This is a genomic window from Dactylosporangium sp. NPDC051484 (assembly GCF_040689395.1).
In the GTDB taxonomy this organism is placed as follows: Bacteria; Actinomycetota; Actinomycetes; order Mycobacteriales; family Micromonosporaceae; genus Dactylosporangium.
Map to the genome: position 1 here is coordinate 663,927 of NZ_JBFAZX010000001.1, position 24,891 is coordinate 688,817.

Consider the following 24,891-nt stretch of genomic DNA (forward strand, 5'->3'; position numbering starts at 1 on the left):
TCTACAGACGCGCCCATGCCTCGGTCAGCACCGAACGCAGGATCTGCTCCATCTCGGCGAAGTGGCTCTCGTCGCAGATCAGCGGCGGGGCCAGCTGGATCACCGGGTCGCCGCGGTCGTCGGCGCGGCAGTAGAGCCCGGCGTCGAAGAGCGCCTTGGACAGGAAGCCGCGCAGCAGCGCCTCGGACTCGGCCTCGTTGAACGTCGCCTTCGTCGCCTTGTCCTTGACCAGCTCGATGCCGAAGAAGTATCCGTCGCCGCGCACGTCGCCGACGATCGGCAGGTCGTAGAGGCGTTCGAGGTACGACCGGAACAGCGGCGAGTTGTCGCGCACGTGCGCGTTGAGCCCCTCGCGCTCGAAGATGTCGAGGTTGGCCAGCGCCACCGCGGAGCCGACCGGGTGCCCGCCGTAGGTGACGCCGTGCGCGAACCAGCTCTTGCCGTCCAGGAACGGCTCGGCCAGCCGATCGGAGGCGAGCATCGCGCCCAGCGGCACGTAGCCGCTCGTGAGGCCCTTGGCGCAGGTGATGATGTCGGGCTGGTAGCCGTAGCGCTTGGCCCCGAAGTACTCGCCGAGCCGGCCGAACGCGCAGATCACCTCGTCGGACACCAGCAGCACGTCATAGCGGTCGCAGATCTCGCGGACGCGCTCGAAGTAACCGGGCGGGGGCGGGAAGCAGCCGCCGGCGTTCTGCACCGGCTCGAGGTACACCGCGGCCACCGTGGCCGGACCCTCGAACTCGATGGCCTCCGCGATGCGGTTCGCGGCCCAGACGCCGAACTGCTCGGGCGTCATCGACTCGTCCGGCCGGCGGTAGTAGTTGGTGTTGGGCACCCGGAACGCGCCCGGCACGAGCGGCTCGAAGTCCTGCTTGAGCAGGGGGATGCCGGTGATCGACAGGGCGCCCATCGACGTGCCGTGGTAGGCGATCGAGCGGGACAGCACCTTGGTCTTCATCGGCTTGCCGGTGCGCTTGAAGTAGGAGCGGGCGAGCTTCCATGCGCTCTCGACGGCCTCCGAGCCGCCGGTGGTGAAGAAGACCCGGTTGAGGTCGCCGGGGGAGATCTCGGCCAGCCGGTCGGCCAGCTCGATCGCCTTCGGGTGGGCGTAGGACCACAGCGGGAAGTAGGCGAGCTCGGCGGCCTGCTTGGCGGCCGCGTCGGCGAGCTCCTGCCGGCCGTGCCCGCTCTGCACGACGAACAGCCCGGACAGGCCGTCGAGGTAGCGCCGGCCGTTGCTGTCGTAGATATACGCTCCGTCGCCGCGCACGATCACGGGCACCGGCGCCTCGGCGTACGCCGACAGGCGCGTGAAGTGCATCCAGAGGTGCTCGCGCGCCGCCGAGTCCAGGGCGGCGGCGTCGGGTTGCTGGTCGGTGGTCATCGGGTCCCCCATGCATAGGTCTGCTTGGCGAGCTTGAGGTAGACGAAGGTCTCCGTCGCGGTCACGCCGGGGATGCTCCGTACCGTGTCGTTGATGAGATCGAGGAGGTGCTCGTCGTCGGTGCACACCAGCTCGACGAGCAGGTCGTATCCGCCGGCGCAGATGACCACGTAGTCGATCTCCGGCACCCCGGCGAGGGCCTTCGCGATCGGCCGGATGTCCCCCTCCACCTTGACCCCGATCATCACCTGCCGGGCGAAGCCCAGGGTGAGGGGATCGGTAACGGCCACGATCTGCATGACACCGGTGTCCAGCAGTCGCTGCACCCGCTGGCGGACGGCGGCCTCGGAGAGGCCGACGACCTTGGCGAGAGCGGCGTAGGACATGCGGCCATCGCGCTGCAGCTGTTCGATGATGCGCTTGTTGACGTCGTCGAGGACGGGCTCGGTCACGTGTGGATTCTTACTCAGGAACCGGCAGTTGGCAACTAATTCCACGGCTTCTGGGCGATGCATCTGCGGATTCGTGAGGGATGCCGTCCGTCGCGGGAACCATGACAGACTGACTCTCCCTGTTTCCGGGAGGTGGAGGCCATGACCTTGGCTTGATCGAATAACGCTTTTCGTTGTGCCGCTTGATCATAACAACGGAATCCCTTGTGAGTGATGGCACAGCGTGTCACGATCAGTCGTCGGTCACCATCCCCCTGGAAGTGTCGACAAGCACCAGATGTGTAGGAGCCCCAGTGCGAAACCCCCCTCGCCCGCCGCTCTCCCCAGAAGCGCGGGCGGTCATCAACGCCACCGGCCTGTCGCGCCGGACCGTCATGCGCGGCCTGCTGGCCGGTGGCGCCATCGTCGCGACCGGCGGCGCGCTGGCGGCCTGTGGCACGAAGCCCGCGAAGAAGCCGGCCTGTATCGGCACCGACGTCTCGGCTACCGAGAAGAAGATCAACTTCTCCAACTGGCCCCTGTACATCGACGTCGATGAGAAGGACGACAAGAAGCGCCCGTCGCTCGACGGGTTCACCACGAAGACCCAGATCGCGGTCACCTACACCGAGGACATCAACGACAACAACGAGTTCTTCGGCAAGGTCCGCAACCAGTTGCAGGGCTGCCAGTCCATCGACCGCGACCTCATGGTCTTGACCGACTGGATGGCCTCGCGCGTCGTCGCCCTGGGCTGGGCGCAGCCCTTTGACACCGCCAAGACTCCCAACTACACCAAGAACGTCCTGTCCACGCTGCGTAACCGGCCGTGGGACAAGGACATGAACCACGCCGTGCCGTGGCAGTCCGGCCTCACCGGCATCGCGTACAACGGCAAGGTCGCCAAGGAGATCCGCACGATCGACGAGCTGCTGACCCGCCCCGACCTCAAGGGCAAGGTCGCCGTCCTCGCGGAGATGCGCGACACCGTCGGCCTCGTGCTGCTGTCGATGGGCAAGGACCCGGCCGCGGTGAGCGACGCCGACTACGACGCGGCGCTGGAGAAGCTCAAGAAGGCCGTCGCCTCCGGGCAGATTCGCAAGTTCACCGGCAACGACTACAAGGAGGATCTGGCCAAGGGCGACCTGGCGGCCTGCATGGCGTGGTCCGGCGACATCATCCAGCTCGCCGCCGAAGAGGGCTCGCAGGTCAAGTTCGTCACGCCCGAAGAGGGCCTGATCATCTGGTCCGACAACATGCTGATCCCGGCGCCGGCGACGCACAAGGCCAACGCCGAGCAGCTCATCGACTACTACTACGACCCGGCCGTTGCCGCGCAGGTGGCCGCCTCGGTCAACTACATCTGCCCGGTCCAGGGCGCGCAGGACGCGATGCAGAAGATCGACCCGGACCTGGCCACCAATCCGCTGATCTTCCCGGATGCCGCGACGCTGGCGAAGGCGCACGACTTCAGGGCGCTGACCGAGGAAGAGGACAGGAAGTACGCCGCCAAGTTCGAGTCGGTTCGTGGAGCCTGATTGATGATTGAGCAGCAACACGGTGCCAGCGGCGCCGACCTCAGGTTGGACGGCGTGACGAAGCGGTTCGGGGCGTTCACGGCGGTCGACGACCTCACCCTCACGGTGCCCCGGGGGTCGTTCTTCGCCCTGCTCGGTGCGTCCGGGTGCGGCAAGACGACCACCCTGCGGATGATCGCCGGCCTCGAGGAGCCGACGGCTGGCCGGGTGTTGCTGGGCGACCGGGACGTGACGCCGCTGCGCCCTTACAAGCGCCCGGTGAACACGGTGTTCCAGAGCTACGCGCTCTTCCCGCACCTCACCGTCGCCGACAACGTCGCGTTCGGCCTGCGCCGGCGTGGCGTCAAGAAGTACGCCGACCAGGTGGAGCAGATGCTCCATCTGGTCGAGATGGACGGCTTCGGCAAGCGCAAGCCGTCGCAGCTGTCCGGCGGCCAGCAGCAGCGCGTCGCGCTCGCCCGGGCCCTGATCAACCAGCCGCAGGTGCTGCTGCTCGACGAGCCGCTCGGCGCCCTCGACCTCAAGCTACGCCGGCAGATGCAGGTCGAGCTCAAGCGGATCCAGACCGAGGTCGGCATCACGTTCGTCCACGTCACCCACGACCAGGAGGAGGCCATGACGATGGCCGACACGGTCGCGGTGATGAACGCGGGGCGCATCGAACAGCTGGGCGCGCCGGTCGAGATGTACGACTTTCCCGGCACCGCCTTCGTGGCCAACTTCCTCGGCCAGTCCAACCTGTTCGCCGGCGACGTGCGCGGCCGCTCCGGCGCCGACCTGCTCGTCGAGGCGTACGGCGGCCGCTACACCGTGCCCGCGGCGCGCGCCCGCGCCACCGGCGGCACGGTCTGGCTCGGCGTGCGGCCGGAGAAGATGCACCTCACGACCCAGGCCGTGCCCGATGGCCACCAGAGCGTGACCGGCATCATCACCGATTCCTCGTACACGGGCGTGAGCACGCAGTATCTGGTGCGCGCGCCGTGGGGCGACGAGCTGACCGTGTTCGTGCCCAACTCCGGCGTGGCGGCGCCGCTCGCCGTGGCCAGCGAGGTCACCGCCTACTGGCGCCCCGAGCACGCGTTCCTGCTGCCCCGTCCGGCCGGCGAGACGCACGCCCCGGTGGCGGCCCGGGAGGAGGTGACGGCATGAGTGCCCTGGGACATGTGGCGGCGGGCGGGGGGTCCGCGGCCCAGGTCAAGCTGGAGAAACCCCGGAAGAAATGGCTGCCGTACCTCCTGTTGCTCCCCGGCGGCCTGTGGTTGATCATCTTCTTCGCGGTGCCGTCCGTCCAACTGTTCGCGACCAGCCTCTACGACCCGAACGGGTCGCTCGAGGAGGGCTACGCGATGACCTGGCAGTTCGGCAACTACCCGGACGCCGTCTCCGCCTACCTGCCCCAGTTCGGCCGCTCGATCGGCTACGCCGCGCTGACCACGCTCTTCTCGCTGCTGCTGGGCTATCCGCTGGCCTACGCGATCGCGCTGAAGTCCGGCCGGTGGAAGAACATCCTGCTCATCTGCGTGATCGCGCCGTTCTTCACGACCTTCCTGATCCGCACCCTGGCCTGGAAGGTCATCCTGTCCGACAACGGCACGGTCGTGTCGGTGCTCAATGCGCTGCACGTGCCGCTGCCCGACGGCCGGCTGCTGGCCACCACCCCGGCGGTGATCGCCGGCCTGGTGTACAACTTCCTGCCCTTCATGGTCCTGCCGCTCTACGCCAGCCTGGAGAAGCTCGACCCGCGGCTGATCGAGGCCGCCGGGGACCTCTACGCCCGGCCGGTCGCGCGGTTCACCCGCGTCGTGCTGCCGTTGTCCATGCCCGGCGTGGTCGCTGGCACGCTGCTCACCTTCATCCCGGCCGCCGGCGACTACATCAACGCCGAACTGCTGGGCACGAGCCGGCAGTACATGATCGGCAACGTCATCCAGTCGAAGTTCCTGAAGGTCGGCGACTACCCCGCCGCGGCCGCGCTGTCGTTCACGCTGATGGCGGCGATCCTCGTGCTGGTCTTCGTCTACGTCAGGCGCGCCGGAACGGACGAGGTGCTCTGATGGTCCACCGCCTGCGCCGGTTCGCCGCGGACCACTGGGTCCTGGCGATCGCGCTGATCGTGCTGCTGTACCTCTTCGTGCCGATCGGCGTGGTGGCCGCCATGTCGTTCCGCGAAGCCCGGAACAACGCGCCCTACACGCTGGACAACTTCAAGTTCACGCTGGACAACTGGAAGCACCCGTTCGGCGTGCCCGGCATCCAGGAAGCCTTCCTGCTGAGCGTCACCATCGCGCTGGTCGCGACGGTGGGCGCGACGATCCTCGGCACGCTGATGTCCTTCGCGCTGGCCCGGCACTCCTTCCGCGGTCGCGGCGCCACCAACACGCTGATCTTCCTGCCGATGGCGACGCCGGAGATCGTGATGGGCTCGTCGCTGCTGGCGCTGTTCGTCGCGTCCGGGGTGCCGCTGGGCTTCTGGACGGTCGTCATCGCGCACATCATGTTCTGCCTGTCGTTCGTGGTGGTCACGGTCAAGGCCCGCCTGGCCGGCCTCGACCCGCGGCTGCGGGAGGCGGCGATGGACCTCTACGCCGACGAGCGGCAGACGTTCATGCGCGTCACGCTCCCGCTGGTGATGCCGGGGATCGTGGCCGCGGCGCTGCTGTCGTTCTCGCTGTCCTTCGACGACTTCATCGTCACCAACTTCAACTCCGGGACCTCGGTCACGTTCCCGATGTTCGTGTGGGGTGCCTCCCAGCGCGGCATCCCCGCCCAGATCAACGTGATCGGAACCGCGATGTTCCTCGTCTCGTTCTTGATCGTCCTCATCGGACAGCTGCCGCGCCTGCGCCGGAGGGCCAGGTAACGAAAGGCTGGGTCCAGCCATGCGACTTCTCATCGTCGGTGCCGGTGGCGTGGGCACCGCCGCCGTGCGCATCGCCGCCCGCCGCCGGTTCTTCGATCACTGCGTCGTCGCCGACTACGACTCGGCCCGCGCGCAGGCCGCTGTGTCCTCTGTGGACGACCCCCGTTTCACGGCGGCGTCCCTCGATGCCTCCGACGCGGCCGCGGTCGCCGGGATCTGCCGGAGCCTGCGGATCACGCACGTGCTCAACGCCGTCGACCCGCGCTTCGTCATGCCCGTCTTCGACGGCGCGTTCGCGGCCGGCGCGCACTACCTGGACATGGCGATGTCCCTGTCCCGTCCGGACCCCGAGCGGCCGTACGAGCGGACCGGCGTGAAGCTCGGCGACGAACAGTTCGCGGTCGACGACCGGTGGGCGGCGGCCGGCCGGCTGGCCCTCGTCGGCATGGGCGTAGAGCCCGGCCTGTCCGACGTGTTCGCCCGCTATGCGGCCGACAGCCTCTTCGCCGAGGTGCACGACGTGGGCATCCGCGACGGCTCCGACCTGGTGGTGGAGGGCTACGAGTTCGCGCCCTCCTTCTCGATCTGGACGACGATCGAGGAGTGCCTCAACCCGCCGGTCATCTATGAGAACAACCGGGGCTGGTACGTCACCAAGCCGTTCTCGGAGCCGGAGATCTTCGACTTCCCGGCCGGCATCGGCCCCGTCGAGTGCGTCAACGTGGAGCACGAGGAGGTGCTGCTCATCCCGCGCTGGATCGACGTGCGGCGGGTCACCTTCAAGTACGGCCTGGGCAACGAGTTCATCGAGGTCCTCAAGACCCTGCACAAGCTGGGCCTGGACTCGACGAGGAAGGTGCGCGCCGGGGGCATGGACGTCTCACCGCGCGACGTCGTGGCCGCCTGCCTGCCCGATCCGGCCACGCTCGGCGATCGCATGCACGGGCGTACGTGCGCCGGCACCTACGTCACGGGCCTCGGCCGCGACGGGCTCCCGCGGGCCACATACCTCTACCACGTCGTGGACAACGCGTGGACGATGCGCGAGTACGGCTCCCAGGCCGTCGTCTGGCAGACTGCGGTCAACCCGGTCGTGGCCCTCGAACTGCTGGCCGCCGGCACGTGGTCGGGCGCCGGCGTGCTCGGCCCGGAGGCGCTGCCGCCGCGGCCGTTCCTCGATCTGCTCACCGAGTACGGCTCGCCGTGGGGTGTGCAGGAGAAATGACGCGCTCAACGGTGATCTTGCACTTGTGGTGCCCGAACACGCCGCTGTTGTCCGTTTTATCGCCACCACAAGTGCAAGATCACTGGCGGCCCAAGGCGGCCTTCACCGACTCGATCACGCTTGAGGGAAACTGGTAGACGTCGGTTGCCGTGAAGTAGCGCATGGTCCAGCCGGACTGGGCCAGCCGGTTCATCCGCCGACGGTCCGCGGCCAGGCGAGAGCGATTCGTGTGTGACGCACCGTCGTATTCGATGCCGACCTTGCGCTCCTCGTAAGCGAGGTCCAGGCGGTAGCTGTATTCACCCGATGGGCCACTTGCCCATACCTGGGTCGCGGGCGCTGGTAGGCGGCCATCAATGATCAGCAGCCGAAGGTGGCTCTCCTGCCGGCATTCCGCGCCGGCGTCAGCCAGCGGCACGAGATCGCGGGTGTGCCGCACGCCGCGCAGCCCATGGTGCAGCAGTGCCTCGTCGGTCAGTTCGTCGGCAGTGCATAGTCGGGTCCGCAATGCGGCGTCCAGCGTCGCCAGGGCATCGGGTCGTCGGTAGGACCGCGCCAGATCGACGGCAACCCGTGCTGGCGGCGCGCACCTGACGCCGAATGGGTGCTGGACGGCGGTGACTGGTAACGCGGACTCGTGCGCGATCACGCCTCGGATCCGGGGTTTGGCCATGCCTGCGGGAAACGTGACGTGCACGCTCTCGGCGCTGACGACGGCGAAACCGTACAGCGTGGCGGCCGACTGGTGGCTGAGGACAACGTCGTCGGGCAGGCGGAGCAGGACCGCCTGAAGGTGATCTATGTGATCATTGACGGCAGGTCCGTAGACGCCGCGGCTGACGATCGCGACCCGGCCGGCTGTGACGCGATCCCGCAGCCGCTGTCGCGGCACGCCAAGCTCGAGCAGTTCCCGATACCCCCGCATCCGTTCCACCCGACCACCCTGCCCACCGTCGCCCGCAGGGAACAACACTTCGTCGTCCCCTGTGGACAACCCCGTTGATCTTGCAGTTGTGGTGGTGATAAGGCGGACAACAGCGGCGTGTCCAGGCACCACAACTGCAAGATCAACACGCTAGAGTGCGGACGCGAGCATTGTCAGCGCACGGTCCAGCGTCGCGTCGTCCATCACGAGCGGCGGCAGGAAGCGGATCACGTTGCCGTACGTGCCGCAGGTGAGCAGCAGCAGCCCCGCCTCGTGGGCGCGGCGCTGGATCTCCGCCGTCTTCACCGGATCCGGGGTAGCGCCCAGCGGGGCGCCCCGGGCGAAGCCGCGCTCGGCGGTCAGCGAGCCGGGCGCCGCGGAGTCCGGCACGACGATCTCCAGCGCCAGCATCGCGCCGCGGCCCCGGACGTCGCCGATGAACCGCTGCCTCTCCCGCAGGGCCCGCAGGCGGGGGAGCATCACCGACTCGATCCGGCGGGCCGCGGCGCACAGGTCGAGCTCCCGCATGGTCTCGATCGACGCGAGCGCCGCGGCGCAGGCCACCGGGTTGCCGCCGTACGTGCCGCCGAGGCCGCCGGCGTGCACGGCGTCCATGACGTCCGCGCGGCCGGTCACCGCGGCGAGCGGCAGGCCGCCGGCGATGCCCTTCGCCGTGGCGACGAGGTCGGGCTCAACGCCCTCGTGGGTCGAGGCGAACCAGTCGCCGGTACGGCAGAAGCCGGTCTGGATCTCGTCCGCCACGAACAGCGCCCCGCTGGCCTTCGCCCAGGCCGCCAGCGACGGCAGGAAGCCCGGCGCGGGCACCACGAAGCCGCCCTCGCCCTGGATGGGCTCGATGAGGACCGCCGCGACCTGGTCCGCGCCCACCTGCTTCTCGATCGTGTTGATCGCCAGCGCGGCGGCGTCGGGCCCGGCGAGGCCGTCGCGGAACGGGTACGACATCGGCACCCGGTAGATCTCGCCGGCGAACGGGCCGAAGCCGTGCTTGTACGGCATGTCCTTGGCCGTGAGCGCCATGGTGAGGTTGGTCCGGCCGTGGTAGGCGTGGTCGAACACGACGACCGCCCGCCGGCCGGTGGCGTGCCGGGCGATCTTCACCGCGTTCTCGACCGCCTCGGCGCCCGAGTTGAACAGGGCCGATCGCTTCTCGAACGAGCCCGGCGTGAGCGCGTTGAGCTGCTCGCAGACCGCGACGTAGCCCTCATATGGCGCGATCATGAAGCAGGTGTGGGTGAAGCGCTCCACCTGCCGCCGCACCGCCGCCACGACCCTCGGGTTCGAGTTGCCCACATTGGTGACGGCGATGCCGGCGGCCATGTCGATCCACTCGCGGCCGTCCACATCGAACAGCGTGCCGCCGGAGGCGTGGTCGACGTACGACGAGATCATGCTGCTGACACCCCGCGCGACGGCGGCCGCGCGGCGCTTGTGGATGTCGCTGGAGAGCGCCCCTGACGGTGACATCACAGCTCGATGTTGTGCATGACGTGCTTGATCCGCGTGTAGTCCTCCAGGCCGTACATGGACAGGTCCTTGCCGTAGCCGGACTGCTTAAACCCGCCGTGCGGCATCTCGGCGACGATCGGGATGTGCGCGTTGACCCAGACACAGCCGAAGTCCAGCCGGCGGGTCATGCGCATGGCGCGGCCGTGGTCGCGGGTCCAGACCGACGACGACAGGCCGTACTCCACGCCGTTGGCCCAGCGCACCGCCTCGTCCTCGGTGGAGAAGCGCTGCACGGTGATGACCGGGCCGAAGACCTCGTTCTGGATGATCTCGTCGTCCTGGCGCAGGCCCGACACGACGGTCGGGGCGTAGAAGAAGCCCTTGTCGCCGACCCGCGCGCCGCCGGTGTTGAGCTCGGCGTGCTCGGGCAGCCGGTCGATGAACCCGCCGACCCGGACCAGCTGGTCGGCGTTGTTCAGCGCTCCGTAGAGGATGTCCTCGTCGTCGGGGGCGCCGGTCTTCGTGGCGGCCGCCTGCTCGGCGAGGGCGGCCACGAAGTCGTCGTGGATGCCGGGGCCGGCCAGCACCCGGGTGGCCGCGGTGCAGTCCTGGCCGGCGTTGAAGTAGCCGGCGATGGCGATCGCCTCGGCCGCGGCGGCCAGGTCGGCGTCGTCGAACACCACGACCGGCGCCTTGCCGCCGAGTTCCAGGTGGGTGCGCTTGAGCGACGGCGCGGCCGCCCCGGCCACCTCGCGGCCGGCCCGCACCGAGCCGGTGATCGACACGAGCCGCGGCGTCGGGTGGGCGACCAGCGCGCGGCCGGTCTCCCGGTCGCCGGTGACCACGTTGAGCACGCCGGGCGGCAGGAACTCGGCGGCCAGCTCGGCGAGCAGCAGCGTGGAGGCGGGCGTGGTGTCGGACGGTTTGAGCACGACCGTGTTGCCCGCGGCGAGCGCCGGCGCGATCTTCCACACCGCCATCATCAGCGGGTAGTTCCACGGCGTGACCTGCGCGCAGACGCCGATCGGCTCGCGCCGCACGTAGCTGGTGTGGCCCTTCATGTACTCGCCGGCCGACTTGCCCTCGAGCACTCGGGCGGCGCCGGCGAAGAACCGGATCTGGTCCACCGACGGGGGCAGCTCTTCGCTCGCGGTCAGCGCCCGCGGCTTGCCCGTGTCGCGGACCTCCGCGTCGATGATCTCGGCGGCCCGGTCCTCCATCGCGTCGGCGAGCTTGAGCAGTGCCTTCTGCCGTTCCGCCGGTGTGGCGTCGCGCCAGGTCTCGAACGCCGTCGCCGCCGCCTTCATGGCACGGTCGACGTCCTGCGCGCTCGACACCGGCGCGGAGGCGTAGACCTCGCCGGTCGAGGGGTCGATGATGTCGCAGTAGCGGCCGTCGGCGGGATTCGTGTGAGCGCCGTCGATGAAGTTCTGCAGTTGCTTGGTCATGTCCACTCCTTTGAGTGCCAGCAGCCAAATCCTTCCATCGAATCCGCAGTACACAACCCATTGGGCAACTGTTTCCGCGTCGCGAGCGGGCATAAGATTGCCCTGTGACCCCCTTCTACATCGCCGGCCGTCCGGCGAGCAGCGACGATGTCGTCGAGATCCGGCATCCCTATGACGGGCGCCTGGTCGGCAGCACCTCGAACGCCACCCCGGCGCAGGTGGAGGAGGCCGTCGCCGCGGCCGCGGCCGTCGCCGCCGAGGCCGCCGCCCTGCCCGCGAGCGTCCGGGCGGCCGCGCTCGACCACGTCAGCGCCCGGCTGAGGGAGCGCGCCGAAGAGGTCGCCCAGCTGATCACCGCGGAGAACGGCAAGCCGCTGAAGTGGGCCCGCGGCGAGGTCGCCCGCGCCGTGTCGACGTTCCGCTGGGCGGCCGAGGAGGCCCGGCGGTTCTCCGGCGCCCTGCAGCGGCTCGACACCGACCCGGCCAGCACCGGCCGGGTCGCGCTGGTCAAGCGGGTGCCCAAGGGGCCGGTGCTGGGCATCGCGCCGTTCAACTTCCCGCTCAACCTGGTCGCGCACAAGGTCGCCCCGGCGCTGGCCGTCGGCGCGCCGATCGTGCTCAAGCCCGCCCCCGCGACCCCGCTCAGCGCGCTGTTGCTGGGCGAGATCCTGGCGGAGCTCTCAGGCGGGAGCGGGCTGCCGGCCGGCATGTGGTCGATCGTGCCGATCCCGAACGACCGCGCGCCCGCCCTGGTCGCCGACCCGCGCCTGCCGGTCGTCTCGTTCACTGGCTCCGGGCCGGTCGGCTGGCAGATCCGCGACGCCGTGCCGCGCAAGCACGTGACCCTCGAACTGGGCGGCAACGCCGCCGTGGTGGTCTGCGAGGACTGGGACGACCTGGACTGGGCTGCCGGCCGCATCGCCACCTTCGCCAACTATCAGGCCGGGCAGAGCTGCATCGCGGTGCAGCGGGTGTATGTCCACGACCGGCACTACGACGCCCTGGCCGACAAGCTCACGGCGGCCGTCGAGGCGCAGCGGACCGGCGACCCGAACGACGAGGCCACCGACGTCGGGCCGCTGATCAACGAGGACGCCGCGAAACGGGTCGAGGCGTGGGTCGGCGAGGCCGTCGCGGCCGGGGCCAAGCTGCTCGCCGGCGGCACCCGGGACGGCGCCTCCTACGCGCCGACCGTGCTCGCCGACGTGCCTGCGGACGCGAAGGTCGTCAGCGAGGAGATCTTCGGCCCGGTGCTGGTGCTGGCCCGCGTCGACTCCGACGCCGACGGCTTCGCGGCCGTCAACGCCTCGCAGTACGGGCTGCAGTCCGGCGTCTTCACCCGGCGGCTCGACCGCGCGTTCGAGGCGCACCGCGTGCTCGACGTGGGCGGCGTGATCGTTGGCGACGTGCCGAGCTACCGGGCCGACCAGATGCCGTACGGCGGGGCGAAGGCCAGCGGGATCGGCCGCGAGGGGCTCGCCAGCGCGATGGCCGACTACACCGAGGAACGGGTGATGGTCCTGACCGGCCTGCAGCTGTAGGGCGTCACCTTCCTCCGCGCTGCCTCATGAGCAACTCCCGACTGACACGTGCACGGAACGCGACCGCACTAGGCTCCCCGGTAGGAACAGCGACCACGACTAGGGGTGCGAGACTGTGATCGACCTGAGCCGGATCGTCAAGGCGTACGACGTGCGGGGAACGGTGCCGGACCAGTTCAACGAGCCGGTGGCGGAGGCGCTCGGGCGGGCGTTCGTGCAGACGCTGCGCTCACGCGGGGAGTTCGCCGAGAAGATCGTCACCGCGCACGACATGCGGGCCTCGGGCCCGGCGCTGGCCGCCGCCTTCGCAGCCGGGGCGCGCGCGGAGGGCGCCGACATCCTGGAGGCCGGGCTCGGCTCCACCGACCTGCTCTACTACGCCTCGGGCGCGCTCGACCTGCCTGGCGCGATGTTCACGGCGAGTCACAACCCCGCGCAGTACAACGGGATCAAGCTCTGCAAGCAGGGCGCCAAGCCCGTCGGGCAGGACACCGGCCTCGCCGAGATCCGTCAGCGCGCGCAGGAGATCCTCGACAGCGGGGCGCCGCGGGTCGCCGAGGCCGAGCTCAAGGGCGGCATCGAGCAGCACAGCCTGCTCGAGCGCTACGCGACCCACCTGCTCACCCTCGTCGACCTCTCCGACATCCGGCCGCTGACCGTGGTCGTCGACGCAGGCAACGGCATGGGCGGCTACACCGTGCCGGCCGTGCTCGGCTCGGGGCTGCCGCTGACGATCATCCCGCTGTACTTCGAGCTCGACGGCACGTTCCCCAACCACGAGGCCAACCCGCTCGAGCCGGCCAACCTGGTCGACCTGCAGGCCAAGGTCCGCGAGACCGGCGCCGACCTCGGGCTCGCCTTCGACGGCGACGCCGACCGCTGCTTCGTCGTCGACGAGCGCGGCGAGGCCGTGTCACCGTCGGTGATCACGGCAATGGTCGCGGTCCGGGAACTGGCCAAGGAGCCGGGCGCCACGGTCATCCACAATCTCATCACCTCGCACGTCGTGCCCGAGATCGTCCGGGAACATGGCGGTGTGCCCGTGCGCACGCGAGTCGGTCACTCGTTCATCAAGGCCGAGATGGCCCGCACCGGCGCGGTGTTCGGCGGCGAGCACTCCGCGCACTACTACTTCCGCGACTTCTGGGGCGCCGACACCGGCATGCTGGCCGCCTTGCACACCCTGGCGCTGCTCGGGGGGCAGGCCGCGCCGCTGTCGGCCCTGGCGAAGGACTACGAGCGGTACGCGGCCTCCGGCGAGATCAACTCGACCGTCACCGACCAGCCCGCGAAGATGGCGGAGATCGAGCAGGCCTTCGGCGTGCCGGTCGACCGCCTCGACGGCATCACCCTCAGCTTTCCCGACGGCAGTTGGGCGAACGTCCGCCCGTCCAACACCGAGCCGCTGCTGCGGCTTAACGTTGAGGCGCCGACCGCGGAGCGGATGGCCGCCCTGCGCGATGAGATGCTGACCGTCATACGCCGCTGACGATCAGCCGCACAAAAGGAGTTGGAACGCGTGTCCGTGGACCCAGCCCTGCTGTCGATCCTGCGCTGCCCCGACGAGCACCACGCCGAGCTCACCCTCGACGCGGAGGAGCAGACGCTGACCTGCACCGAATGCGGGCGGATCTTCGAGATCCGCGACGGTATCCCGGTGCTCCTGCTCGACGAGGCGCGCCCGCCGGCGCCGGGTCCCGCCTCGGCGGCTCCCGCGCCGGACGCCGACGCCGTGGGTGGCGAGGGCGGTGCCGAGTGAATCCGCTGGAGGGCACCGCGGGGGTCCGCGGGCATCGAGAGATCGACCTGGCGCTGCTGGACAACGCCGAGGCGCTGGAGCGCAACGACCCGGGCGGCATGCTGCGCGCGACCGCGTCGGCGGGCGCCCAGGTGCGGGAGGCGGCCGCCCTGGCCGCGGAGACCGACCTGAGCGCGCTGGCCGACGAGGGCCGCCCGCGCGCGATCGTCATCGCCGGGGTCGGCACCGCCGCGCGCACCGGTGACATCCTCGAGACCGTCGCCGGGCCGCGCTGCCCGGTGCCGGTCCTCGCGCACCGCAGCGCCGGCATCCCCGGCTGGGTCGGCGCCGCCGACGTCGTCATCGCCGTCTCGGCGTCCGGGCGCTCCCCGGAGGCGCTCGCCGCCGCCGAGGCCGCCGGTCGCCGCGGCGCCCGGCTCGTCGCGATCGGCGCGCCCGACACGCAGCTGCACGCCCTGGCCGACCGCTTCCGCGCGCCGTTCATCCCGGTGCCGCGGCGCGCGCCGGCCCGGGCCAGCCTCTGGGGCCTGGCCGTGCCGGTCCTGCTGGCCGGCCGCCAGCTCGGCCTGGTCAAGGTCAACGAGGCCGACTTCGCCGAGACGGCCTCCCGCCTCGACGCCGACGCCGAGCGCTGCCGCACGGCGCTCGAGTCGTTCGTCAACCCTGGCAAGAGCCTCGCGCTCGACCTCGCCCACTCGGTGCCGATCATCTGGGGCTCCTCGCCCCTGGCCACCGTCGCCGCCCGCCGTGTCGGCGACACGCTGGCCGCCAACGCCCGCTACCCCGCGGTCGTCGGCGCGCTCGGCGAGGCCGGCCGCGGCCGGGTCGGCCTCCTTGACGGGGTGTACGGCGGGCTGGCCGAAGCCGACCGCGACATCTTCGCCGACCCCGGGGAGGAGACGAGCGCGGTCACCCGGCTGCGCCTGGTGCTGCTGCGCGACGGCGGCCTGACCGGCGACGACGAGGAGGGCGACGAGCCGGTCGCGGTCGAGGAACGCCGCGCGGAGGCCGTGCAGGAGCTGGCCGAGCGCCGCGGAGTGCGGGTGAGCCTGATCACCGCGGAGGGTGGATCTCCTCTGGAACGATTGGCCTCGCTCGTGGCCGTGCCGGACTTCGCCTCGATCTACCTGGGGCTCGCGCACGGCTTCGACCCCATGGCCGTCCCGGCCGTCTCGGAGATGAAGGAGCTGGTCAGTCCGTGAGAGGTCAGGAGCGAAGCGGAGGCGCCTCGCAGAGCGAGGCAGAGCCTTGCTTACGTCGCCGTAGCGAAGCGGAGACGATGTGAGCACTGAAGGTGGGACAAAGGCGATCTTGGCGGCGCTGTCCGCCAACCTCGGTATCGCCGCCACCAAGTTCGTCGCGTTCGCGCTGACGGGCTCGTCGTCGATGCTGGCCGAGGCGATCCACTCGGTCGCGGACTCCGGCAACCAGGGGTTGCTGCTGCTCGGCGGCAAGCAGGCCGAGAGGCGGGCGACCGCCCGCCACCCGTTCGGCTACGGGCGGGAGCGCTACATCTACGCGTTCATCGTCGCCGTCGTGCTGTTCTTCGTCGGCGGCGTCTTCGCCATCTACGAGGCCTGGCACAAGATCGCCGAGCCCGAGCCGATCACATCCTGGCAGTGGGTACCGGTCGCCGTGCTCGTCGCGGCGATCGTCATGGAGGGGCTCTCCTTCCGTACCGCCATCGCCGAGACCCGCAAGATCAAGGGCAAGGCCGGCTGGGTGCAGTTCATCCGCCGGGCCAAGCAGCCGGAGCTCCCGGTCATCCTGCTGGAGGACTTCGCCGCCCTGATCGGCCTCGTGCTGGCCCTCTTCGGTGTCGGCCTGACCCTGATCACCGGCAACGGCATCTGGGACGGCATCGGCACCGCCGCGATCGGCGTGCTGCTGATCGCCGTGGCCATCGTCCTCGCGGTGGAGATGAAGAGCCTGCTCGTCGGCGAGTCGGCCACGCCGGAGCAGGTCGACGCCATCGAGAAGGCGATCGTGGACGGTCCCGAGGTCGAGCGCGTGATCCACATGCGTACCGTGCACCTCGGCCCCGAGGAGCTGCTGGTCGCGGCGAAGATCGCGGTGCGGCACAACGAGACGGCCGACGAGATCGCCAGCGGCATCGACGCCGCCGAGGCCCGCATCCGGGCCGCGGTGCCGATCGCCCGCGTGATCTACCTGGAGCCGGACATCTACCAGGCGAGCAAGGCCGGCAGCTCCGAAGCTGCGGCCGCCCCGACCAACGCGGAGGCACACTGACCGTGGAACTGCTAGAGAGCCCGATCCGCAAGTACGCCTGGGGGTCGCACAACGCGATCGCCACGCTGCAGGGCCGGTCGGCGCCGACCGCGGACCCGGAGGCGGAGCTGTGGATGGGCGCCCACCCGGCGAGCCCGTCCCGGCTCGCCGTGAGCGGCACCCCGCTCACGGACGCCATCGCCGCCGACCCGGTGACGCTGCTCGGCGCGGCGAACGTCGAGCGGTTCGGCCCTCGGCTGCCGTTCCTGCTCAAGGTGCTCGCCGCCGCCAAGCCGCTGTCCCTGCAGGCCCACCCGACGCTGGAGCAGGCCCGCGCCGCACACGCGGCCGGGCACCCCTCCTACGTCGACGCCTGGCACAAGCCGGAGATGCTGGTCGCGCTCACCGACTTCGACGCCCTGTGCGGCTTCCGCGACCCGGCCGCGGCCTCGCGCGACCTGGCCGCACTGGGCGTGGCCCGGCTCAAGCCGATTGTGGACACGCTGTCCCAGTCCGACCCCGCCGTCGCCCTGCACGACACGGTCCAGGGGCTGCTCGCCAACCCCGACGCCGAGCTCGTGGCCGACGTCGTGGCGGCCTGCCGCCCCCGCACGGCCGAGCGGCCGGCCTACGACCTCGTGGTGTCGCTCGCCGCGCAATACCCTGGCGACTCCGGCGTCATCGTCGCAACGCTGCTCAACCGCATCCGCCTGCGCCCCACCGAGGCGGTCTGGATGCCGGCCGGCAATCTGCACGCCTACCTGCGCGGCGTCGGCATCGAGATCATGGCCGCCTCGGACAACGTCCTGCGCGGCGGCCTGACCCCGAAGCACGTCGACGTCGAGGAGCTGCTGCGCGTGCTGCGGTTCGAGGTCCTCGACGAGCCCGTGACCAGGCCGAATGTTCTCGGCCCGGGCCTATTCGCCTATCCCGTCCCGATCGCCGACTTCACCCTGCACCGCGCGGTCGTCGATCCGGCCGTGCCGGCGGTACGCCTTCCCGGCGGCGGCCCGCGCATCGTCCTGTGCACGCGGGGCTCGATCCGCGTCGACGATGGCGCCGTCCCGGTGACCCTGAAGCAGGGGCAGGCGGCGTTCGCGCGGGCCGGGCGCCCGGAGCTGTCGCTGAGCGGCTCGGGCGAGGCCTTCCAGGCCGCCACGCCGTAGCAGCGCCGCGCGGCCAACGCCTCGGGCCGGGACGCGGGCAGACCCCGCGACCGGCCCGCGTCGTTCGTCGCGGCCGCCCCGGCACATCGCCGGGGCGATTGGAGTGGCGCGTGCCCGCCGGGTACCGTGAAGGGTTGCCGTTCGCCTATGCAGACCAGGAGACCGCATTGACCAGTACGCTGCCGCCGCGGACCGTCGCCGACGGTGACTTCAAGGTGGCCGATCTATCCCTCGCCGCGTTCGGGCGCAAGGAGATCCAGCTCGCTGAGCACGAGATGCCAGGCCTGATGGCCATCCGGCGGGAGTTCGCCGCCACGCAGCCGCTCAAGGGCGCGCGGGTCACCGGCTCCCTGCACATGACGATCCAGACCGCGGTGCTGATCGAGACGCTCGTCGCGCTCGGCGCGCAGGTCCGCTGGGCCAGCTGCAACATCTTCTCGACCCAGGACCACGCCGCCGCCGCGATCGCGGTGGGCCCCGAGGGCACCCCGGAGAAGCCGGCCGGTGTCCCGGTGTACGCCTGGAAGGGCGAGACCCTCGACGAGTACTGGTGGTGCACCGAGCAGGTGCTGCTCTGGCCCGACGGCCAGGGCCCGAACATGATCCTCGACGACGGCGGTGACGCCACCCTGCTGGTGCACAAGGGCGCCGAGTTCGAGGGCGCCGGCGCGGTCCCGTCGCCGGATACCGCCGACTCCGAGGAGTACGCGGTCATCCTCGGGGTTCTGCAGCGCTCGCTGCAGGAGGACAACGGCCGCTGGACCCGCATCGCGGCGGGTATCAAGGGCGTGACCGAGGAGACCACCACCGGCGTTCACCGGCTGTACGAGATGCAGCAGGCCGGCACGCTGCTCTTCCCGGCGATCAACGTCAACGACTCGGTCACCAAGTCGAAGTTCGACAACAAGTACGGCTGCCGTCACTCGCTCATCGACGGCATCAACCGCGCCACCGACGTGCTCATCGGCGGTAAGGTCGCGGTCGTCTTCGGCTACGGCGACGTGGGCAAGGGCTGTGCCGAGTCGCTGCGCGGCCAGGGTGCCCGGGTCATCGTGACCGAGGTCGACCCGATCTGCGCGCTGCAGGCGGCGATGGACGGCTACCAGGTGGCCACGGTCGAGGACGTCGTCGAGACCGCCGACATCTTCATCACCGCGACCGGCTGCCTCGACGTCATCACCGCCGAGCACATGGGCCGGATGAAGCACCAGGCGATCGTCGGCAACATCGGCCACTTCGACAACGAGATCGACATGGCCGGCCTGGCCCGCCGTTCGGACGTCACGCGGATCAACATCAAGCCGCAGGTCGACGAGTGGAAGTTCGACGACGGCCACTCGATCATCGTGCTGTCCGAGGGTCGCCTGCTGAACCTGGGCAACGCCACCGGTCACCCGTCGTTCGTGATGTCCAACAGCTTCGCCAACCAGTCGATCGCCCAGATCGAGCTGTTCACCAAGACCGATCAGTACCCGGTCGGTGTCTACACGCTGCCCAAGCACCTCGATGAGAAGGTTGCCAGGCTGCACCTGGACGCCCTGGGCGTCAAGCTCACCGAGCTGACCAAGAAGCAGGCCGAGTACCTCGGCGTGCCGGTCGAGGGTCCCTACAAGGCGGACCACTACCGCTACTGAGCGCGAAGAAGGGCCTCGCCGGGCGTGTACCGGCGGGGCCCTTTCGCGTTCACGGGCATGACCAGGCTCACTTGGCCCCCCGGCGCTTGAGGCCGTGGTCAATGAGGTCTAAGGTAAAGCTGACCTAAGTAAGGTGCAGCTAACTGCGGAGCCTGGTATGACCGCCATCTATCTGATCGGACTGCGCGAGGGACTCGAGATCACCCTGGTGGTGTCCATCCTCGTCGCGTTCCTGGTCAAGAGCAATCGCAGGCACCTGCTCAAGTTCGTCTGGACCGGCGTCGCCGCCGCTTCCGTGCTCGCGATCGGGTTCGCCGCGGTGCTGCAGGCCGGCACCGCGTATCTCTCCGGCCCGCACCAGGAGCTTTTCGACGCGATCACCTCGCTCGTCGCCGTCGCGTTCGTGACCTGGATGATCTTCTGGATGCGCCGGATGGCCCGCCAGATGGGCAAGGAGCTGCGCGGCAAGCTGGAGGACGCGATCCAGGTCGGCCCGTTCGCGGTCGCCGGCATGGCCTTCCTCGCGGTCATCCGGGAGGGCCTGGAGACCGCGATCCTGTTCTTCGCCGCGGCGCAGGGCTCCGAAACGCTCCAGCCGCTGATCGGCATCACGCTCGGCCTCGCCACCTCGATCGTGCTGGGCTACCTGATCTACGCCAGTGCCGTCCGGATCAACCTGACCAAGTTCTTCACCTGGACCGGCGCCCTGCTCGTGCTGGTGGCCGCCGGCATCTTCAAGTACGGCGTGCACGACCTGCAGGAGGCCAACGTCTTGCCCGGCCTCAACAACCATGCCTACGACCTCACCGGCGTCCTGCCGCCGACCGCGTGGTACTCCGAGCTGCTGCGCGGCATGTTCAACTTCACGCCCCAGCCGTCCGTACTGGAGACCGTCGCCTGGGTCGTCTACGGCGTGCCCGTCCTCGTCCTGTTCCTGCTGCCGCTGCTGCGCAGGCCGGCCGCGCCCAAGCCGGTGGCACCACAGCCGGCGAGCACCAGCGCCTGAATTCGCGACAAGCTCCCTCTCTTAGGAGAACCATGCCTAAAACACGCCTGCTCGCACTCGGCGCCGTCCCGGCCCTCGCCCTCGCCCTCGCCATGGCCGGCTGCGGCGACGGCAAGACCGGCGACAAGGCCGGCGCGAGCGGTAGCGGCAAGATCGCCGTGACCGCCACCGACACCGAGTGCAAGCTCGAGCGGACCGAGGTGGCCTCGGGCGCGATCACCTTCGCCGTCAGCAACAAGGGCACCAAGGTCACCGAGTTCTACGTGTTCGCGACCGGCGACCGGATCGTCGGCGAGGTGGAGAACGTCGCACCCGGCCTGACCCGCGACCTGATCGTCGAGCTGCCGGCCGGCACCTACGAGACTGCCTGCAAGCCAGGCATGATCGGCAACGGCATCCGCGGCGCGTTCAAGGCCACCGGCGAGAGCCGGCCGCTCACCGACAACGCCAAGCTCGACCAGGCCACCAAGGACTACCAGCGGTACGTGCAGAGCCAGGCCGCCGCGCTGATCGACAAGACGACCGAGTTCGTCAACGCGGTCAAGGCCGGCGACGTGGAGAAGGCCAAGGCGCTGTACCCGATCGCCCGCACCTACTGGGAGCGTATCGAACCGGTCGCGGAGAGCTTCGGCGACCTCGACCCGGCCATCGACGCCCGCGAGGCGGACCTGGAGGCGGGCCAGGAATGGACCGGCTTCCACAAGATCGAGAAGGACCTTTGGGTCACCAAGGACATCAGCAAGTCCGGCCCGATCGCCGACAAGCTGCTCGCCGACGTCAAGACCATCGTCGAGAAGGCCGCCACCGTCCAGCTGTCCCCGCTGGAGCTCGCCAACGGCGCCAAGGAACTGCTCGACGAGGTCGCCACCGGCAAGATCACCGGTGAGGAGGAGGCCTTCTCGCACACCGACCTGTGGGACTTCGCGGCCAACCTCGATGGCTCGCGGGCCGCGATCGCCGCGCTGCACCCGGTGATCGAGGAGAAGGACGCCGCGCTGGCCAAGACGCTCGACGAGAAGTTCGCCGCGGCGCAGGCCGAGCTCGACAAATACCGCAGCGGCGACGGCTGGAAGCTGCACAACGAGCTGACCGAGCCGCAGCTGAAGGCCCTGGGTGACGTGATCAACGCGCTCGCCGAGCCGATCAGCAAGGTCGCACCGCTCGTCGCCACGAAGTAGGTCCGCGGGCGCGTCCGGTTCGCCGGGCGCGCCTCCCGCCGTACCGGATCCGATTGAAGGGTTTTGATCATGGATCGCCGGAAGATGATCGGGCTTGCCGGTGCGGGCGCCTTCGGGGCCGCGGCGGCGGGCGTCGTCGGCTCGCAGGTCTTCGATCGCGCCGAGCCTGCCCGGGCGGCCGACGCCGGCGCGGCGGTGCCCTTCTACGGCCAGCACCAGGCCGGCATCGTCACGCCCGCGCAGGACCGGCTGCACTTCGTCGCCTTCGACGTCATCACCGACAAGAAGGCCGAGGTCGTCGAGCTGCTGCAGAAGTGGACCGCGGCGGCGGCGCGGATGACCGCGGGCAAGGACGCGGGCACGATCGGTGCGGTCAACGGCGCCCCGGAAGCCGCCCCCGACGACACCGGCGAGGCGCTCGGCCTGCCCCCGTCCGGGCTCACTCTCACGATCGGCTTCGGCCCGACGCTGTTTCGTGACGGGCAGGGCAAGGACCGCTTCGGCATCGCGGACCGGCGCCCGGCGGCGCTGGCCGACCTGCCGCGCTTCGCCAAGGACACGCTCCAGGCCGAGATCTCCGGTGGCGACCTGTGCGTGCAGGCCTGTGCGCACGACCCGCAGGTGGCCGTGCACGCGGTGCGCAACCTCGCCCGCATCGGCTTCGGCGTGGTCAGCGTGCGGTGGTCGCAGCTGGGCTTCGGGCGCACCTCCTCGACCTCGCGCAACCAGCAGACCGCGCGCAACCTGTTCGGTTTCAAGGACGGCACCGCCAACCTCAAGGCCGAGGACGCCAAGCTGCTCGACGAGCAGTTGTGGGTGCAGTCCGGCGACGGCGAGGCGTGGATGACCGGCGGCTCCTACATGGTCACCCGCAAGATCCGGATGCTGATCGAGACGTGGGACCGCACCTCGCTGGGCGAGCAGGAGGCGATCGTCGGGCGCGACAAGGGGGAGGGTGCCCCGCTCAGTGGCGCCAAGGAGTTCGACGAGCCGGTCTTCTCCGCCAACGGTACCGACGGGCGGCCGGCCATCGCCGCGAACTCGCACGTGCGCCTGGCCCACCCCGAGTTCAACGACGGCGCGCGGCTCTTGCGCCGCGGGTACAACTTCGTGGACGGCTCCGACGGCCTGGGCCGTCTCAACGCCGGACTGTTCTTCATCGCCTACCAGCGCGACCCGCGCAAGCAGTTCGTGCCGATCCAGACGCGGCTGTCGCGCCAGGACTCGCTCAACGAGTACATCCGGCACATGTCGAGCGGTTTGTTCGCGTGCCCGCCGGGCATTGCGTCAGATGGCGATTACTGGGGTCGTGCCCTGTTCGCCTAGGGTCGCCCCCTATGGTTGCCGGGTGGCTTTTGTAACTGGAAGGCAGATGCGGGCTTCTATCGCCGTCGCGGCGGCCGGGCTGCTGCTTGGCGCATGCACCGGCGGCAACGGGGCCAAGCCGTCGCCCACGGCCACGATCGGATTCGCCGACTGCGCGAAGAATCCGACAACCTGCAACGGCGGTGACATCAAGCTCGGCGGCTCGTACACGTACGGCCTGGACCAGCGGGTGACCAGCTGGAACGTCAACACGACGGCGGGAAGCACGCCCGCGACCAAGCAGGCGATCTCCGGACTGCTGCCGCAGGTGTTCAAGGTCGACCCGCAGGGCCGCCTGCAGCTCAACGCCGACCTGGTCAGCTCCGCCGACATCACCAACCAGAACCCCGAGACGATCGTCTACAAGATCCGTCCGGACGCGGTCTGGAACGACGGCATCCCGATCACCGCTGACGACTTCATCCTGACCTGGAAGCAGAACTCCGGTAACCCGGCGCACTGCTCGGCCTGCACCCCCGCCAGCACCGCGGGGTACGACGTGATCAAGAGCATCGTCGGCTCCGACGGCGGCAAGACCGTGACGCTGACCTTCACCGACGGCAAGACCTTCGGCGATTGGAAGGGCATCTTCTCCAACGACGGCCTCTACCCGTCGCACCTGGCCACCAAGCAGGGCTTCGACCTGGCCAAGCCGGAGGGCGTGGCCGGCGCCGCCGACTGGTTCAGCCGAACCGTGCCGACGTGGTCGGGCGGCCCGTACCAGATCGAGTCGTTCACCAAGGACCAGGCGCTGGTGCTGAAGAAGAACGACAAGTGGTACGGCAAGATCAAGCCGTCCCTGGACCGGATCACGTTCAAGTTCGTGCTCGACCCGGCCGCCATCGTCCCGGCGCTGCGCGCCAAGGAGCTCACCGGCATGTCGCCGCGGCCCAGCCAGGCGCTGGTCGCCGGAGTGGCCGGCACTCCCGGGGTGATCTACGAGGTCGGCGAGAGCTACGTGTGGGAGCACCTGACGCTCAACCTGAAGAACAAGTACCTCGCCGACCCGGTCCTGCGCCGGGCGATCTTCACCGCGGTGAACGTCAAGACCATCGTGGATAAGACGTACGGCACGTTCGACAAGAACCTCAAGCCGCTGGGCAGCCACAACTTCGTGCCGGGCGACACGGGGTACAAGGACGTCATCAGCGGCACCGGGCAGGGCTCCGGCAACGTGGACAAGGCGAAGAAGCTGCTCACCGACGCCGGTTACAAGATCGAGAACGGCCACCTCGTGACGAAGACCGGGGAGGCGGTGCCCGCCCTGCGCCTGCGCTACGACAACGACACGCGGGCCGTGGTCGCCGAGCACATCGCCGCCGCGCTGAAGGCGATCGGCGTCGAGGCCCGGGCCGAGACGACCGAGGGGCTCGCGCAGACACTCACCACCGGCGACTTCGACCTGGTCCTCGCCGAATGGGTGAACGGGCCGCTCTACCAGGGCGCGCCCGAGCGGCGCTGGTCGACGGGCGCGCCGGGCAACTACGGCGGGTACTCCAACCCGGAACTCGACCGGCTGGTGCACGCCGCGGCGGTGGACATCGATCCGAGGCGCGCCGTCGACCTGCTCAACCAGGCCGACGACCTGCTGACCAAGGATGCCTACGTGCTGCCGCTGATGCAGCGGCCGACGCTGACGTTCACCTACCAGGAGTACGCGAACATCCGCGACAACCCTTCGGTCTGGGGCCCGACGTACAACATCCAGGAATGGGGCCAGCGGGCCGCGTGAGCC

The 24,891-nt window shown here is 69.9% G+C and carries 21 protein-coding genes; 16 read left to right on the forward strand and 5 right to left on the reverse strand.

The annotated features are described in order from the left end of the window. Nucleotide 1: 1 nt before the first annotated feature. Both AB0367_RS03255 and AB0367_RS03260 read right to left on the reverse strand, forming a co-directional pair. Entirely contained in the window at nt 2–1,396 is a 1,395-nt protein-coding gene (locus AB0367_RS03255; RefSeq protein ID WP_366224500.1) for an aspartate aminotransferase family protein, read from the reverse strand. Continuing rightward, nucleotides 1,381–1,836 carry an Lrp/AsnC family transcriptional regulator gene (locus AB0367_RS03260; protein WP_366224501.1) on the reverse strand — a complete coding sequence of 152 codons (456 nt, stop codon included), beginning with the start codon at nt 1,834–1,836 and terminating at the stop codon, nt 1,381–1,383. The genes AB0367_RS03255 and AB0367_RS03260 overlap by 16 nt, the downstream gene beginning before the upstream one ends. Nucleotides 1,837–2,129: 293 nt before the next feature. Between AB0367_RS03260 and AB0367_RS03265 the strand changes: the two genes are divergently transcribed. The 5 genes from AB0367_RS03265 to AB0367_RS03285 are packed head-to-tail and all read left to right on the forward strand — an operon-like array spanning nt 2,130 to nt 7,438. Beyond that, nucleotides 2,130–3,353, forward strand: a complete 1,224-nt coding sequence (locus tag AB0367_RS03265) for a spermidine/putrescine ABC transporter substrate-binding protein (protein ID WP_366224502.1) — start codon at nt 2,130–2,132, stop codon at nt 3,351–3,353. 54 nt (nt 3,354–3,407) lie between these two features. After that, the gene (locus AB0367_RS03270; protein ID WP_366224503.1) at nt 3,408–4,502 is read left to right on the forward strand and encodes an ABC transporter ATP-binding protein; all 1,095 of its coding nucleotides are present in this window, start codon (nt 3,408–3,410) and stop codon (nt 4,500–4,502) included. Then, nucleotides 4,499–5,407, forward strand: coding sequence for an ABC transporter permease (locus AB0367_RS03275; RefSeq protein WP_366224504.1), 909 nt, complete (start codon nt 4,499–4,501; stop codon nt 5,405–5,407). The genes AB0367_RS03270 and AB0367_RS03275 overlap by 4 nt, the downstream gene beginning before the upstream one ends. Further along, entirely contained in the window at nt 5,407–6,213 is an 807-nt protein-coding gene (locus AB0367_RS03280) for an ABC transporter permease (RefSeq protein ID WP_366224505.1), read from the forward strand. The genes AB0367_RS03275 and AB0367_RS03280 overlap by 1 nt, the downstream gene beginning before the upstream one ends. A gap of 19 nt (nt 6,214–6,232) precedes the next feature. Beyond that, nucleotides 6,233–7,438, forward strand: coding sequence for a saccharopine dehydrogenase C-terminal domain-containing protein (locus tag AB0367_RS03285; RefSeq protein WP_366224506.1), 1,206 nt, complete (start codon nt 6,233–6,235; stop codon nt 7,436–7,438). Nucleotides 7,439–7,517: 79 nt separating this feature from the next. On the opposite strand, the gene AB0367_RS03290 is transcribed toward AB0367_RS03285, so the two are convergent. The 3 genes from AB0367_RS03290 to AB0367_RS03300 all read right to left on the reverse strand — a co-directional run bounded on the left by AB0367_RS03290 (nt 7,518) and on the right by AB0367_RS03300 (nt 11,284). Next, complete coding sequence (locus AB0367_RS03290; protein ID WP_366224655.1) at nt 7,518–8,363, reverse strand: DUF559 domain-containing protein; 846 nt, start codon at nt 8,361–8,363, stop codon at nt 7,518–7,520. Nucleotides 8,364–8,513: 150 nt separating this feature from the next. Next, nucleotides 8,514–9,848 (reverse strand): 4-aminobutyrate--2-oxoglutarate transaminase, encoded by a 1,335-nt coding sequence (gene gabT / locus AB0367_RS03295; RefSeq protein WP_366224507.1) that lies wholly within the window; start codon nt 9,846–9,848, stop codon nt 8,514–8,516. Beyond that, complete coding sequence (locus AB0367_RS03300; protein ID WP_366224508.1) at nt 9,848–11,284, reverse strand: gamma-aminobutyraldehyde dehydrogenase; 1,437 nt, start codon at nt 11,282–11,284, stop codon at nt 9,848–9,850. Before AB0367_RS03300 ends, gabT begins: the two co-directional genes overlap by 1 nt. A gap of 98 nt (nt 11,285–11,382) precedes the next feature. Between AB0367_RS03300 and AB0367_RS03305 the strand changes: the two genes are divergently transcribed. The 11 genes from AB0367_RS03305 (at nt 11,383) to AB0367_RS03355 (ending at nt 24,888) form a co-directional block, all read left to right on the forward strand. Next, a complete protein-coding gene (locus tag AB0367_RS03305) occupies nt 11,383–12,819 on the forward strand; it encodes an aldehyde dehydrogenase family protein (protein WP_366224509.1) in 1,437 nt (478 codons plus the stop codon). A gap of 115 nt (nt 12,820–12,934) precedes the next feature. After that, entirely contained in the window at nt 12,935–14,308 is a 1,374-nt protein-coding gene (locus AB0367_RS03310) for a phosphomannomutase/phosphoglucomutase (RefSeq protein WP_366224510.1), read from the forward strand. A 30-nt stretch (nt 14,309–14,338) separates the two neighbouring features. Beyond that, nucleotides 14,339–14,578, forward strand: coding sequence for a Trm112 family protein (locus AB0367_RS03315; RefSeq protein ID WP_366224511.1), 240 nt, complete (start codon nt 14,339–14,341; stop codon nt 14,576–14,578). A gap of 5 nt (nt 14,579–14,583) precedes the next feature. Next, nucleotides 14,584–15,780, forward strand: coding sequence for an SIS domain-containing protein (locus tag AB0367_RS03320; protein WP_366224656.1), 1,197 nt, complete (start codon nt 14,584–14,586; stop codon nt 15,778–15,780). Between the two features lie 79 nt (nt 15,781–15,859). Continuing rightward, nucleotides 15,860–16,828 (forward strand): cation diffusion facilitator family transporter, encoded by a 969-nt coding sequence (locus AB0367_RS03325; RefSeq protein ID WP_366224512.1) that lies wholly within the window; start codon nt 15,860–15,862, stop codon nt 16,826–16,828. A gap of 2 nt (nt 16,829–16,830) precedes the next feature. Further along, nucleotides 16,831–17,973 carry a mannose-6-phosphate isomerase, class I gene (manA, locus tag AB0367_RS03330; RefSeq protein ID WP_366224513.1) on the forward strand — a complete coding sequence of 381 codons (1,143 nt, stop codon included), beginning with the start codon at nt 16,831–16,833 and terminating at the stop codon, nt 17,971–17,973. Between the two features lie 167 nt (nt 17,974–18,140). Then, complete coding sequence (gene ahcY, locus AB0367_RS03335) at nt 18,141–19,607, forward strand: adenosylhomocysteinase (RefSeq protein ID WP_366224514.1); 1,467 nt, start codon at nt 18,141–18,143, stop codon at nt 19,605–19,607. Between the two features lie 157 nt (nt 19,608–19,764). Beyond that, nucleotides 19,765–20,613, forward strand: a complete 849-nt coding sequence (gene efeU / locus AB0367_RS03340) for an iron uptake transporter permease EfeU (protein ID WP_366224515.1) — start codon at nt 19,765–19,767, stop codon at nt 20,611–20,613. A 32-nt stretch (nt 20,614–20,645) separates the two neighbouring features. Then, entirely contained in the window at nt 20,646–21,791 is a 1,146-nt protein-coding gene (efeO, locus tag AB0367_RS03345) for an iron uptake system protein EfeO (protein ID WP_366224516.1), read from the forward strand. A gap of 69 nt (nt 21,792–21,860) precedes the next feature. Beyond that, nucleotides 21,861–23,117 (forward strand): iron uptake transporter deferrochelatase/peroxidase subunit, encoded by a 1,257-nt coding sequence (efeB, locus tag AB0367_RS03350; RefSeq protein WP_366224517.1) that lies wholly within the window; start codon nt 21,861–21,863, stop codon nt 23,115–23,117. A 46-nt stretch (nt 23,118–23,163) separates the two neighbouring features. Further along, nucleotides 23,164–24,888, forward strand: coding sequence for an ABC transporter family substrate-binding protein (locus AB0367_RS03355; RefSeq protein WP_366224518.1), 1,725 nt, complete (start codon nt 23,164–23,166; stop codon nt 24,886–24,888). Nucleotides 24,889–24,891 lie beyond the last annotated feature (3 nt).

What these genes read in the sequence shown, in the direction of transcription:
- gabT (WP_366224507.1), bottom strand. Translation starts at nt 9,848, where the DNA reads ATGTCACCGTCAGGGGCGCTCTCCAGCGACATCCACAAGCGCCGCGCG.
- AB0367_RS03255 (WP_366224500.1), bottom strand. Translation starts at nt 1,396, where the DNA reads ATGGGGGACCCGATGACCACCGACCAGCAACCCGACGCCGCCGCCCTG.
- AB0367_RS03275 (WP_366224504.1), top strand. Translation starts at nt 4,499, where the DNA reads ATGAGTGCCCTGGGACATGTGGCGGCGGGCGGGGGGTCCGCGGCCCAG.
- AB0367_RS03355 (WP_366224518.1), top strand. Translation starts at nt 23,164, where the DNA reads ATGCGGGCTTCTATCGCCGTCGCGGCGGCCGGGCTGCTGCTTGGCGCA.
- efeB (WP_366224517.1), top strand. Translation starts at nt 21,861, where the DNA reads ATGGATCGCCGGAAGATGATCGGGCTTGCCGGTGCGGGCGCCTTCGGG.
- efeU (WP_366224515.1), top strand. Translation starts at nt 19,765, where the DNA reads ATGACCGCCATCTATCTGATCGGACTGCGCGAGGGACTCGAGATCACC.
- AB0367_RS03280 (WP_366224505.1), top strand. Translation starts at nt 5,407, where the DNA reads ATGGTCCACCGCCTGCGCCGGTTCGCCGCGGACCACTGGGTCCTGGCG.
- AB0367_RS03290 (WP_366224655.1), bottom strand. Translation starts at nt 8,363, where the DNA reads ATGCGGGGGTATCGGGAACTGCTCGAGCTTGGCGTGCCGCGACAGCGG.
- efeO (WP_366224516.1), top strand. Translation starts at nt 20,646, where the DNA reads ATGCCTAAAACACGCCTGCTCGCACTCGGCGCCGTCCCGGCCCTCGCC.
- AB0367_RS03285 (WP_366224506.1), top strand. Translation starts at nt 6,233, where the DNA reads ATGCGACTTCTCATCGTCGGTGCCGGTGGCGTGGGCACCGCCGCCGTG.